Raw genomic sequence first — 14489 nt, 5'->3', positions numbered from 1 at the left:
CGCATCGCCTCAGATGTCGAAATTGATCATCTTGCGCATCACCAGCACGCCGATGAGCATCCAGATGCCGCTGGCGACCAGCGCGAATTTGCCGGCCTGGGTCAGCCAGAGCAACTCGATGTATTTCGGCGTCGTCAGATAGACGAGCCCAGCGACCACCGGTGGCAGCGACCCGATGATCGCCGCCGATGCCTTGGCCTCCATCGACACCGCCTGAATCTTGTCGCGCATCTTGCGGCGCTCGCGCAGCACGCGCGAGAGGTTGCCGAGGGTCTCGGACAGGTTGCCGCCCGTCTTCTGCTGGATCGCGATGACGATGCCGAAGAAATTCGCCTCGGCGCAGGGCATCCGCTCGAACAGTTTCACCGTCGCTTCCGAGAGCGGAAGGCCGAGCGCCTGCGCCTCGATGATCTGGCGGAACTCGCCGCGCACCGGCTCGGCCGCCTCGCTGGCGATGATGCGCAGGCAGTCATTGACGGGCAACCCGGCCTTGATGCCGCGCACGATCACGTCGATGGCATTGGGGAACTCGATCCCGAACTTCTTGAGCCGCCGGACCTTGCAGCGCTTGAGGAACCAGACCGGCAGGCCGAAACCGCCGATGAAGAGGCCGACGACGCCGAGGACCGGGTTGCCGCTGGCGATGAACAACAGGAAACCCAGCCCCGCCGCGCAGGCTGCGCTGACGACGTAGTATTTCTTCCGCGACCAGGTCAGGCCGGCCTGGGCGATGCGGGTTTCGAGCGTGACCTTATGGCGAGCGTTTTCCCGGTTCTCGATCTCTTTCAGGCTCTGCGCGATCTGGCCGCGCTTCATCCGCGCCTGGGTCTCCCGGTCCATGCCGCGCGCCGCGACCGGGGTCGCGAACTCCTTGCGTCGCTTCTCGGCGCGCTTCTCGCCGCTGAGCATCGGGTAGAACAGCGCGTAGAACACGCCGCCGACCGCGAGCATGGCCAGAGCGGCGACGGCGAGGACGCTCGTGTTCATGGCCTGCCCATCCTGCCGGGGCTGCTGCGATCAGGTGACATGGCCCTCGCCCATCTGTTCGAGCTGGTCGAGGGCGGCGGCCAGGCGCTGCTCTTCCCCGAAATAGCGGGCGCGCTCCCAGAAGCGGGGTCGCCCGACGCCGGTCGAGCGGTGGCGCCCGATCAGCTTTCCGGCGGCGTCCTCGCCGAGAATCTCGTAGGTCATCAGGTCCTGGGTGATGATGACCTCGCCTTCCATGCCCATCACCTCGGTGATGTGGGTGATGCGGCGCGAGCCGTCGCGCATGCGCTGGGCCTGGATGATCACGTCGATCGAGGAGCAGATCATCTCGCGCAACGTCTTCGAGGGTAGCGAGAAGCCGCCCATGGTGATCATCGATTCGATACGGCTCAGGCACTCGCGCGGCGTATTGGCATGCAGCGTTCCCATCGAGCCGTCATGGCCGGTGTTCATCGCCTGCAGCAGGTCGAAGGCCTCGGGCCCGCGCACCTCGCCGACGATGATGCGCTCGGGGCGCATGCGCAGGCAGTTCTTCACGAGATCGCGCATCGTTACCGCGCCGGTGCCTTCGAGATTGGGCGGGCGGGTCTCGAGGCGTACGACATGGGGCTGCTGGAGCTGAAGCTCGGCGGCGTCCTCGCAGGTGATGACGCGCTCGTCATGCTCGATATAGTTGGTCAGGCAGTTCAACAGCGTCGTCTTGCCGGAGCCCGTGCCGCCGGAGATGACGATGTTGCAGCGGACCTTGCCCATGATCTTCAGGATCTCCGCGCCCGGCGGCGAGATCGCGCCGAACTTGGTGATCTGGTCGAGCGTCAGCTTGTCCTTCTTGAACTTGCGGATGGTGAGCGCGGGCCCGTCGATGGCCAGGGGTGGCGCGATGACGTTGACGCGGGAGCCGTCGGCGAGGCGCGCGTCGCAGATCGGCGAGCTCTCGTCGACGCGCCGGCCGACCTGGCTGACGATGCGCTGGCAGATGTTCATCAATTGCGCGTTGTCGCGGAAGCGGATGTTGGTGAGCTGGATCTTGCCGCCGGTCTCGATGAAGGTGCGGGATGCGCCGTTGACCATGATGTCGGCGATGTCGTCGCGCGCCAGCAGCGGCTCCAGAGGGCCGTAGCCGAGCACGTCGTTGCAGATGTCGTCGAGCAGTTCCTCCTGCTCGGCGATCGAGAGCACGACGTTCTTCAGCGAGATGATCTCGTTGATGATGTCGCGGATTTCCTCCCGCGCCGATTCGGCATCGAGCTTCGCGAGCTGCGACAGATCGATGGCCTCGATCAGCGCCCCGAAGATCATGCTCTTCATCTGGTAGTATTCTTCGGAGCGCGGCGTCTCCTGGGCCGCGACCTTGCGGTCCTCCGACAGGGCCGCGACCGGCTCCGGCTTGCGCGGCGCCGTGGCGGCGGCAGGAGCTCTCGGGGCCAGGGCCGGCGCGGTCGCAGGGCCTGCGGATCGCTTGCCGAACATCTCAATTGTCTCCGGCGCGGGCGCTCGCGGCGCCCGGCGCCGCGATGACGTCGAAATCTGGGAGGTCGCGGCGCGTCATGAGGCTTTGCGGCGCTTCAGCTTGGAAACCAGCGGCTCGAGCAGGCTGCGCCTGCCGCGCCGTGCCTCGCCACGTCCGGTGAGCGCGCTGGCGATCTGGGTAAAGGCCTCGTTGGCCTTGCTGCCGGCCTGCACCTCCGCGATCATCTGGCCGTTGTTCGCGGCCGTTCCGAAGAGCTGTGCATCGAAGGGGATCGTCGACAGCACCTCGACGCCGAGGGTCTTGGCGAATTCGGCGGCGGCGATCTCCGGCCGCTTCGGCATCCCGACCTGGTTGAGCACCAGCCTGGCGCCGGTGTCGTTGGGGCGCGCGGCGCGGGCGAGGTCGATGAAGTTCTTGGCGTTGCGCAGCGAGGCGAGCTCAGGCTCCGCCACGATCACGATTTCGTCCGCGCCCAGCAAGGTGCGCTTTACCCAGGCGCCCCATTGATGTGGAACGTCGAGCACGATGTAGGGCACGCTCGCGCGCAGCAGGTCGAGCAGTTGCTCGAGCGCTTCCTCACCGAGATCGATGGTCCGGTCGAGCATCGCCGGCGCCGCGAGCAGCGCGAGGTTGTCGCTGCAGCGCGAGAGCAGCCGGTCGAGCATATTGGCGTCGAGGCGCTCGGGAGCGAAGACCGCCTCGGCGATGCCTTGCGGCGGATCCTGGTTGAAGTTGAGGCCGGCCGTCCCGAAGGCGATGTCGAGATCGACGATGACGGTCGAGGCGTCGAGGCTGCGGGCGATCGCCCAGGAGATGTTGTGGGCGACCGTCGAAGCGCCGACGCCGCCCTTGGCGCCGGTCACGGCGATGACGCGCCCGAGATGGCGGGCCTCCGGCGCGATATAGAGCTCCGACAGGGTGCGCAGCACGTCGAGCGTTTCGAGCGGCGCGATGAGATACTCGCTGACGCCGCGACGGATCAGGTCGCGATAGAGCTGGACGTCGTTGACATGGCCGATGACGACCACCTTGGTGCCGGCATCGCAGCTCTCCGACAGCGCGTCGAGATTGGCGACCAGCGTCGCCGGATCGGAGACGGTTTCGAGCACGATGACATTGGGCGTGGGCGCGGCGCGGAAGGCTTCCACCGCCGCAGCGGGGCCGCCCATCTGGATGCGGGCATGGGCCTTGTCCATGCGCCGGTCCGCCACGACCCCCTGCATGGCGGCAGCCACCGCCGGCGTTTCGCAGAAGGCCTGAAGTGTGATGCGCGGCAGCGGCGCCACGATCTCCTCGCCGCCGGGCACGCCCGGCTGGATTTCGCCCGATTCGGGAAACGTCATGTCCCGCCTCCGACCGCGGAGTTGATCTGCGGCGTCGTCGACCGGTACTCCGTCGACGGATCCTTGCCTTCGCGGATCTTGGCGATGGCGCCCATGCGCTTGACGATGTCGGGCCGGCCCTCGTTGCGAGAGCGCACGAGATCAATCGGATCCGCGACCTGCGCGGCGAGCGTCGCCTGCGTCGAGCAGCCGAAGTTCCAGTAGGGCTCGTTGGAGGCGGAGAACTTGAAGTCCGAGCTGCCGAGATCGGTCGGCCATTGCCCGCATTCATGCGGCAGCGTCGCCTGCAGCGAGGCGAAGGTCAGCCGGATCGGCGAGGCCAGGCCGGGATCCCGGACCGGATAGGTCCGCACGGAGAGCGCACCGGGCGAGACGCCGCCGCGCGCCAGCGCCGCGCGGATGCCGCCCAGCGTGTCGCGGGCCGCGAGGTCGCGCCGATCGCCCGTCGGAACCTCGGCGACCATTCCGCCCCGTCCGGAGCGGCGATATTCGCGGGCGAAATCGGCGACGTCCTCGCTCTGGCGGTGGTCGAGCGCAGCGCCCGAACGGCCGACGAAGACGTCGAGGGAGCGGGGAGCGTCCTTCAGCACGATGGGATGTCTTTCGCGCACGTCGATGGGGGCGAGCGAGGCTGTCGTCTCGGCCTTGCCGGCGCATCCGGCAGCCAGTGCACCGGTGACGAGAAGAGCGGCGACCATCCGCGCGGAGGACGGGGAGCCGGATCGGGAGGGTGCGGTCATCGTCAGGCCATCCACTTCTTGTGACGCGCTCAGTCGGCGATGAAGCCCACCCGGCCCCGATAGGCCTGGGGAACCGCGCCGCCACCGCTGCCATAGATCTTGTTGAGACGGCCGAGCAGGATCGCCTGGGCGTCGTGGGATTCGACGAAGCCGTCATCGGGGCGCTGGACCTGGTTCGGCTGCATCGGCTTGGCGATGTAGGGCGTCGCCGTGATCATCAGCTCGGTCTCCTCGCGCTGGTAATCGCGCGAGCGGAACAGCGTGCCGATGACCGGCAGGTTCATCAGGCCGGGCAGGCCGTTCAGCGACTGCTTCGTGACGCGCTGGATCAGGCCGGCCGTGGCCAGCGTGCCGCCGGAGGGGAGCTCGACGGTCGTATCGGATTTGCGGACGCGGAAGGCCGGCATATTGAGGCCCGCATCGTCGGAGCCGCCCAACCGCAGCTGGTTCTCGAAGTCGAGCTCGGTGACCTCCGTGGCGATGCGCATGCTGATCTTGTTGTCGGACAGGACGATCGGCGTGAAATTGAGCGTGACGCCGACAGGCTTGTACTCGATCTGAATCTGGCAGCTGCGCCGATTGAAGGTGTCGTAGGAGCAGTTCTGGCCCTTCGGGACCGGAACCTCGCCGCCGGCGGTGAACTTCGCCGTCTCCCCCGAAATCGCGGTGACCGTCGGTTCGGCGAGGACGCGCGCCATGCCGGCGCGCTCCAGCGCGCGCAGCGTGAAGTTCTGGGCGTTGCCGAGGCCGGCCGTGATCGCCGTGGCGGAGAGCGCCTGCGGCTGGAGCGGCAGTGGATTGTCGATCGAGGGCGTGACCGAGAACTTGCCCAGCTTCCATTCGCCGGTGGAGTTGATGCCGAGCTGCTTGATCGCCTTGCGCTGTACCTCGGACACCACGACCTTGACCATGACTTGGTCGCGATCCCGGATCGTCAGCGAGTTGATCACCGAGCCTTTCTTGTCCGACTTGTCGGAGACACCGACGAAGGCGTTGGCGATGTCGACGGCCTGGGTCGCCTCGGAAGCGTTGGGCACCGTGCCGACCAGCAGGATCGAGTCGCCGGCCGGCTTGATCTCGATCTGCGAGTTCGGCAGGGCGGTCCGCAGCGTCTGGCGCAGGACGTTCAGGTCGCGCCCGACATTGATCTCGAGCGCGGTGATCTGGCGCCCCTCGCTGTCCATCACGAACATAGAGGTTGCTCCGTCGGCGATGCCGATGACGAAGAGCTTGCGCGCCGTCCGGACCACGGCGTTGGCGACCTTCGGGTTGGCGACGAAGACCTCCTTGGCGTCCCGCGGCAGTTCCACGACGAGCGACCGGCCGATCGAGAGGTCGAGCTTGCGCGAGAGCGCGTATTCGCTGGTGCCGACATTCAGGACGGGCGCCGGCCCGGTCGCCTGCGCGAAGGCATGCGAAGCCGACAGCAGGAGCGCGGCGGCGAGGCTGGCGGAGGTTAGGCGGGTGGGCGGTCGGATCATGGCTTCACGCTCTTGGTGGTGATGCCGTAGCGCACCAGGGTCATCGCATTGTCGTTGTTGCGGGCAGGCTGCGAAGCGTTGTCGCCGGCGTCCTTCAGGCTGCGCAGGGCCAGTGAGAGCGTTCCGGTTTTCTGGCCTTGGATCAGGGTCTCGACCTGGCCGGGGTCGACCTCGAGGGTGGCGGTTTCGCCGACGACGACCTTCTCGCCGTTGCGTTCCTGCACGTTCTGGCCGATGGCAAGGACGCGGATGTTCCGCAGCAGGGTTTCGCTGACGAACGCCTCGGCCCCGCGCCCGTTGGCCGATTCACCCTTCCAGGTGCAGATCACGTCGACACGGTCGTTCGGCAGGATGAAGCCGCCGGCCGTGCTGGCGCCGCGGCTGTCGGTCGAGATCGCGATCGCGCGCATGCCCGTGGGGAGGACGGCTGAAAGGAAGCCGGTTCCGTCGGTCCTGATGAGCTTCTCGCGACGGATCGGTTCGGCGGCGAGGACGGCATAGCGCGCGAGCTGCCCGATGATCTCCTTCTCGGCTTCCGGAGTCTCGTCCTTGCGAATGACGCCGGCCGGCACGCTGGCGAGCGGCCAGTCGAGCCAGCGCAGATCGTTCTGGGAGACGGTGTTGCCGATCGGGATGTCCGCTGCGGCCACCAGCACGGGCACGGTCGGCGCCGGTTCGACCTTGGCGATGGGAGCAGGCGCTTGCGAGGGCTTTTGGACGAGGAGCGCGGCGCCCAGGCCGGCGGCCAGCGCGACGACGAGAATGATGATGCGGGCGGGGCTCATTGACGTTTGATCCTCGGCCAATCGAAGCTGGCCCTTGTCCTGGATCGTCTTCGGGAAACGTCAATTTATAGTTAATGAGCCGTATACGTTTCGCCCGTTCTGCCCTTGCGGAAGAAAGCAGCCCTCACAAGCCGATCGCCGCGCGCCAGATGGCCGTATCGGGCAGCACGAGAAGTGCCGCGAACGCCAGCGCAATGCCATAGGGCACACCCTCATTGGCGCGGTGCAGCCGTTGGGCCCAGCTCCAGTCCGATGCAGGTGCCGGCAATGGTCGTGCGCGCAGCATCAGGAGCGCGGCAGTCAAAATGCCGCCCAGAAGGCCGGCGATCGCGAGATAGGCTATCAGCTGATCGAAGCCGAACCAGAGAGCTGTGGCAGCGGCGAGCTTCGCATCGCCACCGCCAATCCAGCTGGCCGCGAAGAAGCCGAAGGCAACGGCAAGCACGAGCCCTCCTGCAGCCAGATGCCAGCCGATCTCGGCGAGGCCGAGCCCCAGCGAGATTGCGCAGATCGCGAAACCGGCGATCAGGGCCAGGCAGAGCCGGTTGGAGATCGTCATGGAGACGAGGTCGCTGGCGGCGGCGTAGGCCATGGCCAGCGGAAACAGGCCGAGCAGGATGACGATGGATAGCGACATGCAGAGGGACTCCAGACGCAGGTCCGGCATAACCGAGAGGTCTCACCAAAGCCTTACGGTTATTGCGAAAACGCACTCTGAAAGCAGAACGCCCCGGCAGGGCCGGGGCGTTCCTTGCAATTTCGGAAAAGCCGCCCGGCCGATCAGGCCGGCGTGTTCGCCGAGAGCTTGCCGGCGATGCCGTTGAACAGCCCCTTCAGGTCGGTGCCGATCTGGGTCATGGCGCCGATGGCGGCGACAGCGATCAGGGCAGCGATCAGGCCATACTCGATGGCGGTGGCGCCGGACTCGTCCTTGACGAAGCGAGCGAAAACATTGGTCATGTGAGAACTCCTCTTACCACGGTTTGACGGCTGCCTTCGCTCTAGCTGGCTTCGGTCAGCGACAGGAACGACGTTAGCGGGAGCGCCTTGCCGAACGGTTAAACGAAACGAAGAATTCGGTTCGAATAAAAGGCAATTGTTCCGTGGTTAACGCGTGATTTACAAGATTTGATACTTGGCTTTGGAAATTTTATACAAGTAAGTCGAAATCGATTTCGGTAAATATCCAATTTAAGCATTTTCAAAATCGGAATTGAATCCCGGGAATTTCCCGTAACGAAAAGCCTCTCGCAATTTTTTCCCCTTGGTCAATCTCGGCGGTCTCCCCTGAGAACCTTGCGCCAGCGGGGTTTAGGGTTTGGTTCATCATTTTGCGCTTTGCTGGCCGGGTCGCAAACTTCGAGGCGCCGCCCATGTTCACTTTCCGGAGCTCGGCAGGACATTGTTCCCGCATGTGCCGGACCCTCGCAGGCCTGCTGCTTGTGCCGTTTCTGTCGGCCCAGGCCGTGCTCGCGGCGCCGCAATCCGTGACATTGGAAAGCGTCGTGGTGCTGGTCGACCATGCCAAGGTCGTCCGCCTGCCGGAAAGGGCGCAGACCGTCATCGTCGGAAATCCGGCGATTGCCGATGTCGCCGTTCAGCGCAACGGGGTGATGGTCGTAACCGGCAAGAGCTTCGGGGTCACGAATCTCATCGCGCTCGATGCCGGCGGCTCCCTTCTCGCGGAATCGCTCGTGCGCGTGAGCGCAGCTTCCGATTCCGTACTGACCGTCCAGCGTGGCATGGATCGCGAGAGCTATTCCTGCACGCCGGAGTGCCAGCCATCGGTGCAGCTCGGCGATGCGCCGAAATATTTCGGCGAGGCCGGGGCGCAGACGTCGAGCCGCAACGCGCTGGCCACGGGCCGCAGCGGCGCGCCTGCGCAATGAGCGGCCGGCGGGCCGACCGCCTTTGGTAAACGAAGTCTTCCTGCTGCTTTCGAGGAAGCTCGTCGGGCTCTAACCGATCCGAAATTCTTTGGCTGTAAGACGTCCGCATCGGGCGAGGGCTCGAGAGCAGCAGCGGGTTGCGGATCGGATGACGTCTCTTCCTTTTGATGCCGGTGACGATGGGCCCCGCGGGCGCGGCAGGATGCGGCTGATCGGGAGGTTCCGGCGCGCGCAGGACGGTGCTGCCGCCATCGAGTTCGGCATCGTCGCGCTGCCATTCTTCGCCTTCCTCTTCGCGATCATCGAGACGGCGCTGATGTTCTGGACGAACCAGGTACTTGAGGAATCGCTCTCCCAGGCTTCGCGTCTCCTGCTCACTGGACAGTCGAAGAATCGCTATACCTCGACGAATCCGGCCCTGAACGCCCAGGCCTTCCGCAACGACATCTGCGCCCTAGCGCCGATGGGGTTGATCGACTGTTCCAAGCTGTTCGTCGACATCAAGATCTACACGAACTTCACCGACGCTAGGAACGGCACGACCAACCCCGCCGCTGGTGGCGTGCTGAACACCAACGGCTTTTCCTATAATCAGCCGCAGCCCGACCAGATCGTCGTGGCCCGTGCGGTGCTCGATTATCGCCTGTTCCTGACAGCTTGGCCCTCGACGTCGCTGGCCAATATTGGCGCCGGTCACCGTGCACTGGTGGCGACGACGACCTTCCGGGCGGAGCCTTTCACGTGACGACATCTTCGAAAGCGCGGAGCTGGCACCGCTTTCGGTGCGATACGGAAGGCTTCGCGCTGGCCGAGTTCGCCCTGGCGTTGCCGGTGATGCTGGTCGTCTATTGCGGAACTGTCGATGTCGCGCAGATGGTGATGGCCAATCGCAAGGTGACGCAGTTGACCCTGGCCCTGGCCGACCTGAGCGCGCGGCGCTCGCCGCTCCCTCCCGACGAGATCGAGAATATCTTCAATGCGGCTCAGGCCGTGCTGATGCCGTTCGACTCCGCGAACATAAGCATGGTCATCTCCAGCGTCGTCATCGATGCCGGCGGCATCGCCAAGGTCTGCTGGAGCAATCAGCGCAATGGCCAGGCGCTGGCGCGCGGAACGACGGTAACGTTGCCGGACAGTATTCGCGTGCCCAGCACCTCTGTGATCATGGCGCGGGCGAGCTACAAATACACGCCGATGGTCGGCTATGTCCTGACCCGCACCTTCACGCTTGGCGACGATCCGATCTATACGCGCCCGCGCTCGGGCCAGGCGGTCGGCTCAGCCAGCATCGAGCAGGTCGTCCAGACCGGGACGCCCCCCTGCCCGATCTTCTGAGGATCGCATCGCGGCGCCGCAGGCCAGCGAGGGCTAGGGCGTCTCGGGCACTTTACGGCCTGGGCCGGACATGCGACCGCTGCGTCGCAACGTAGCAACCGGGTCGCATCGATGCGTATTCTCCTTGTCGAGGACGAGCCCGAGATGGCGGCGGCGCTGCGGGCCGCCCTCGGCCAGAACGGCATGGTGGTCGATCATGCATCGAGCTTGGCCGAAGGCGAGGAGGCGGTCGCGGCGAGCGTCCACAGCGCGGTGCTGCTCGATCGCAACCTGCCCGATGGCGACGGCCTGACGCTGCTGGCCAGCCTGCGCGCCCGAAAATCGACGGCACCCGTCATCGTCCTCACCGCGCGCGGCGAGCTCGGCGAGCGGATCAGGGGCCTCGACGTCGGGGCGGATGATTATCTGGCCAAGCCCTTCGCGGTCGAGGAGCTCCTGGCGCGGCTGCGTGCCGTGCTGCGCCGGCCTCATGATCTGGCGCCGGACATCCTGCGCATCGGCGGCCTCGAATTCGATTGGCGCCATCGCTGCGCCACCGTCGAGGGGCGCGTGCTCGAATTGCCGCGTCGCGAATTGCTGGTGCTCGAAACGCTGTTGCGCCGGCATGGACGAACCGTCCAGCGCTCCGCCCTGGAAGAGGCCGTCTATGGCTTCGATGACGAGATTCAGTCGAATGCCCTCGACATGCATGTCTCGCGTCTCCGGCACAAATTGGCGAAGGCCGGGGCGAAGCTGGAAATCCACGGCATTCGCGGCATCGGATATCTGCTGAAGCGGGCGGCATGATCCGGCCCGTCCCTCCTTCATATTCCTTGAAATGGCGGCTTGTCCGGCGCCTGCTCGCCCTCCAGGCGGCGCTTTTGTCGCTTCTCGTGCTGCTGATCGTTGGGGCGCTCTATCTCGGCGGTCATCTGTTCAATTTCGAATCCGAGGATGTCACCATCGATGCCTTGAAGACCGCGGTCGTGCGCGGTACCGATGGTGGTCTCGCATTGCAGGCGACGCCGGAGCTCGAGCGGTTGCGCTCCACCGTGCCCGACCTCTGGTTCATCGTGCGCGATCGGCAGGGACATAAGCTGACCGAGGGTGCGCCGCCGCCTCATTTCGCGCGCATGGGCAATGGTCTGGACGATGTCGGCAATGCACGTCTGGGCTGGAACCTGGGGGATCCGCCGCGAGCCAACGCCCAGATGCGCTGGATCGCGAGTGCTGCCGGCGAAATCCAGGTCGTGACCGGGCCCGGGGCCGAAGCGCCGCTGGGCTGGCTGATACAGGCCGTCCTGATCGTCTTCGCAAGCTTCGTCCTGCCGGCACTTGCGGTCATGGCGCTCGCCACCGTCGTGGGGACGCCGGCGGTTGTCAGTCGCGCGCTCGGGGGGCTCGAAGCCGTCGCCGGGGAAGCGGAGCAGATCGACCTCGACCGTCAGGGCGCGCGGCTCACCGCCACCTTCACCCCGAGCGAGGTGACGCCGCTGGTCGACGCGGTCAATCGCGCCTTGCAACGGCTCGACGAGGGCCATGCCCGGCGCAAGCGCTTCCTCGCCGACGCGGCTCACGAATTGCGCACGCCCATCGCGATCCTGCAGACGCGGTTGGAAACGCTCGAGGACACGCCGCAGCGTGTGCGGCTGTTGGAGGATGTCGCGCGGCTTGCCGTCATGGCCGAGCAATTGCTCGATCTGCAGCGGTTGGAGCGGGATCGGGAGGTCTTCGCCGCGCTCGATCTCGTCGCGCTGGGGCGGCGCGTCGCAGTCGATCTCGCGCCTCTCGCCATCGCCGGGGGCTACGAACTGGCTTTCGAGGCGGAGGCCGAACCTGTTGACGTCTTTGGCGATCGGGCCGCGCTCGAGCGGGCTCTGGCCAATCTGGTGCAGAACGCCATCCAGCATGGCGGGCGGCGCGGGACGATCACCATCCGGGTCGGCCACGAACGCACGGTCGATGTCACCGATGATGGGCCGGGAATCCCTGCCGAAGAGCGGGAGCGTATCTTCGAGCCGTTCTCGCGCATGGCGCCGCGGGATCGCGGCGCTGGCCTCGGCCTGCATCTGGTGCAGGAAATCGCCCGGCTCCATGGCGGGTCCGTGGCCGTGCTGGATCGCCCGCTCGGGGCCTGCTTTCGCCTGAGCCTGCCCCGACCTGCTTGCTGACGACCATGTGCCGCACTGCCGGGCCGACGTGGATAATGCTGGGATAATCGACGCAGGCGATGCCGGATCGCCCGCGCAATCCCGATGATGAGGACCTGTCGCGGCGGAGATGGCACGCGACATGGTTTCAAGATCGCTCAGGCGACCGGGCGCCGACGACACGCGAAAGCAATGCCCTCTCGCCTCCGGAGACATTCCGCATGTTTCCGAAGCGCGGGAACGCTCCCTCGCCCTGTTCCATCGCATGTTCGTCGAGCAAGCCGGGGCCCGCTTTGCTCGAAAATGCGCTCGCGTCATGACGATGATGCTCGCGCTCAGCCTCTGTGCCTGCACGAGCCCGTCGAACCAGCCCTCCAATCTGCCGCTGGCGGAAACGACGGCGTCGCTCCACACGTCCTCTTTCCCGGACGAGACGGGATCGACCGCGATCATTCTGGCTTTCTCCGGGGGCGGAGCGCGTTCGGCCGCCTTCGGCTATGGCGTGCTGTCGGCCCTGGCGGAGCAGCCCGCGCGCGACGGAACGGCGCTGACGCTGGCGGATCAGGTCGCGGCGGTGGCCGGCGTTTCCGGCGGCGGCATCCTCGCCGCTCATTTCGCCTTGTACGGCCCGGCGGGGCTCGGCGCCTTCAGGCGGGACTATCTCGACCAGGATCCCGAGGCGGCCCTGCGGACGGCGATCACACCGGTCAATCTGCTGCGCGGCTATCGCGGCGGCGTCAACGATCTGACCGGCTTCGGGGCCTGGCTCGACACACACCTCTATCACGGTGCGACCTTGGGGAGCCTCGATCGTGGCAAGGGCCCCCTCCTCCTGCTGCACGCGACGGATCTCTACAACCGCGCGCCTTTCGCGTTCGATCGCGCAAGCTTCCGGGCGATCTGCAGCGACTATGACAGCTTTCCGCTGGCCCATGCCGTCGCCGCCTCCTCCGCGGTGCCGGTCCTGTTCGCGCCGGTCGTTCTGGAGAATTTCAGTCCGGACTGTCCGCTTTCGGCCCGAAAAGCAGCGACGCCCGGAAGGTCGACCCTCGCCCGCCATGTCGAGGAATCGCAGAAGCGCTACGAAACCGAAGCGGATCTGCGCTATCTCAAGCTGCTCGATGGCGGCCTGGTCGACAATCTCGCGGTCCACAACCTCGTCAGGGCCATGAACCGGCCCACTCCGGCCCCTTTGCGTGCCGGCGCGGCCCGCCACCTCCGGCGCGTCATCCTCATTGTCGCCGACGCGTCGCTACGCATCGGCGGCGACCTCTCGAAGACTGTGGAAGGGCCCGGCGCTTTGGACACGATCACCGCTTCGATCGATGCGATGATCGACACGGGGAGCCGTACCGGTCTCGACATGCTCGAGCACGAAGCCGGGCTTTGGCGCGAGCGATTGATACGGTGGCGTTGCGGCGGCAAGGACGCGGAGCGGGATTGCGACAGGCTGGATGTCACGGTGGTGCGGCTGTCGCTGGCGGATGTGCGGGACGCGGCGGAGAAAGCCCGTATCCTTCAACTCAGCTACAAGCTGTCGCTGAAAGCGGACGAGGTCGATTTCCTGTCCGGGCTCGGCCGCCGGCAGCTTTTGGCGAATGCCGATTACCGCCGCCTCTTCGGCGCGCGGGGCGCCTTGCGAACCGTCGCGGCGAGATAATCAGCCGCGCAGCACCATCCGCCCGGTCTGGACCTCATAGCCTTGCAGCTTGCCGAGGAAGGAGTTCCCGAGCAGGCTCATCGAGAGCGCTCCGGGCGGCATCACCACCGCCTCGACATTGCGGACGATGATCTCGCCGAGCCGGATTTCCCGCAGCATGGTGCTGGTCGCGGCCACCGCGCCATTGGCGGTGTTCAGCATCATGCGCCGGCCCTGCCTGTCGGGCTTGATCCCGAGCGCCCGGGCATCGTCGGCCGTGAGCGCGACGATGCTGGCCCCCGTATCGACCATCATCTTGACCCGGTAGTTGTCGATCGTCGGATGGACGATGTAGTGGCCGCGATAATCGGCGGCGACGGCGAGTGTCGTCGGTCCGCGCGGTGCCGCGGCGCGCGAAGCGGTTGCCGCTGCGGGAACCTCGGCCTCGACCTTGGGGGCGAGCCATTGCGTATAGGATAGCGCGACGCCGATGGCGGTTGCTGCCACGCCCAAAGCCCAGCTCGACGGATTCGCCACGGCTCCTCGCTCCGCTTCTCGCAAGCAGGGCCTCCCGCGACATGGGGCGGCGGCACTGCTCGGGGCGGAGCATCACGCCGGCAAGCCTGACGAAGCATGAACGGCGAGCCGCGAAATCGGCGGAAATCGCGAATGGAGCGCGCCTTTGTCGCC

Annotated in this window: 15 protein-coding genes; 6 read left to right on the top strand and 9 right to left on the bottom strand. The window is 66.2% G+C overall.

Annotated elements, in window-relative coordinates:
* Positions 1-9: 9 nt before the first annotated feature.
* From AB6806_RS16805 to AB6806_RS16770, 8 genes are all read right to left on the bottom strand, one after another.
* Entirely contained in the window at positions 10-987 is a 978-nt protein-coding gene (locus tag AB6806_RS16805; RefSeq protein WP_112762463.1) for a type II secretion system F family protein, read from the bottom strand.
* A 30-nt stretch (positions 988-1017) separates the two neighbouring features.
* A complete protein-coding gene (locus AB6806_RS16800) occupies positions 1018-2457 on the bottom strand; it encodes a CpaF family protein (RefSeq protein ID WP_142022416.1) in 1440 nt (479 codons plus the stop codon).
* A 75-nt stretch (positions 2458-2532) separates the two neighbouring features.
* Entirely contained in the window at positions 2533-3801 is a 1269-nt protein-coding gene (locus AB6806_RS16795; protein WP_142022415.1) for a CpaE/TadZ family protein, read from the bottom strand.
* Positions 3798-4541 carry a CpaD family pilus assembly protein gene (locus tag AB6806_RS16790; RefSeq protein ID WP_142022414.1) on the bottom strand — a complete coding sequence of 248 codons (744 nt, stop codon included), beginning with the start codon at positions 4539-4541 and terminating at the stop codon, positions 3798-3800. Before AB6806_RS16790 ends, AB6806_RS16795 begins: the two co-directional genes overlap by 4 nt.
* A gap of 29 nt (positions 4542-4570) precedes the next feature.
* Positions 4571-6022 carry a type II and III secretion system protein family protein gene (locus AB6806_RS16785; RefSeq protein ID WP_133560363.1) on the bottom strand — a complete coding sequence of 484 codons (1452 nt, stop codon included), beginning with the start codon at positions 6020-6022 and terminating at the stop codon, positions 4571-4573.
* On the bottom strand, positions 6019-6807 hold the full coding sequence (gene cpaB / locus AB6806_RS16780; protein ID WP_038364878.1) for a Flp pilus assembly protein CpaB: 789 nt from the start codon (positions 6805-6807) through the stop codon (positions 6019-6021). The genes AB6806_RS16785 and cpaB overlap by 4 nt, the downstream gene beginning before the upstream one ends.
* A 124-nt stretch (positions 6808-6931) precedes the next feature.
* Positions 6932-7474, bottom strand: a complete 543-nt coding sequence (locus AB6806_RS16775) for an A24 family peptidase (RefSeq protein ID WP_370954981.1) — start codon at positions 7472-7474, stop codon at positions 6932-6934.
* Positions 7475-7587: 113 nt separating this feature from the next.
* Complete coding sequence (locus AB6806_RS16770; protein ID WP_370954980.1) at positions 7588-7767, bottom strand: Flp family type IVb pilin; 180 nt, start codon at positions 7765-7767, stop codon at positions 7588-7590.
* 452 nt (positions 7768-8219) lie between these two features.
* Here AB6806_RS16770 and AB6806_RS16765 point away from each other — a divergent pair, with 452 nt between their 5' ends.
* From AB6806_RS16765 to AB6806_RS16740, 6 genes are all read left to right on the top strand, one after another.
* Complete coding sequence (locus AB6806_RS16765; protein WP_142022410.1) at positions 8220-8696, top strand: pilus assembly protein N-terminal domain-containing protein; 477 nt, start codon at positions 8220-8222, stop codon at positions 8694-8696.
* A 202-nt stretch (positions 8697-8898) separates the two neighbouring features.
* Entirely contained in the window at positions 8899-9441 is a 543-nt protein-coding gene (locus AB6806_RS16760; RefSeq protein ID WP_185747980.1) for a TadE/TadG family type IV pilus assembly protein, read from the top strand.
* A complete protein-coding gene (locus AB6806_RS16755) occupies positions 9438-10031 on the top strand; it encodes a TadE/TadG family type IV pilus assembly protein (protein WP_185747979.1) in 594 nt (197 codons plus the stop codon). The genes AB6806_RS16760 and AB6806_RS16755 overlap by 4 nt, the downstream gene beginning before the upstream one ends.
* A 111-nt stretch (positions 10032-10142) precedes the next feature.
* On the top strand, positions 10143-10817 hold the full coding sequence (locus AB6806_RS16750) for a response regulator transcription factor (protein WP_142022407.1): 675 nt from the start codon (positions 10143-10145) through the stop codon (positions 10815-10817).
* Positions 10814-12181, top strand: a complete 1368-nt coding sequence (locus AB6806_RS16745; RefSeq protein WP_370954979.1) for a sensor histidine kinase — start codon at positions 10814-10816, stop codon at positions 12179-12181. The genes AB6806_RS16750 and AB6806_RS16745 overlap by 4 nt, the downstream gene beginning before the upstream one ends.
* Before the next feature lie 295 nt (positions 12182-12476).
* On the top strand, positions 12477-13820 hold the full coding sequence (locus AB6806_RS16740; RefSeq protein WP_370954978.1) for a patatin-like phospholipase family protein: 1344 nt from the start codon (positions 12477-12479) through the stop codon (positions 13818-13820).
* On the opposite strand, the gene AB6806_RS16735 is transcribed toward AB6806_RS16740, so the two are convergent.
* Positions 13821-14336: a retropepsin-like aspartic protease family protein gene (locus AB6806_RS16735; RefSeq protein ID WP_162720004.1), complete on the bottom strand. Its 516-nt coding sequence runs from the start codon at positions 14334-14336 to the stop codon at positions 13821-13823.
* Positions 14337-14489 lie beyond the last annotated feature (153 nt).

Origin of the sequence: Allobosea sp. RCC_152_1, assembly GCF_041360765.1 — a bacterium.
Taxonomy (GTDB): domain Bacteria; phylum Pseudomonadota; class Alphaproteobacteria; order Rhizobiales; family Beijerinckiaceae; genus Allobosea; species Allobosea spartocytisi.
This window is presented reverse-complemented; position numbering and strand designations above follow the sequence as displayed.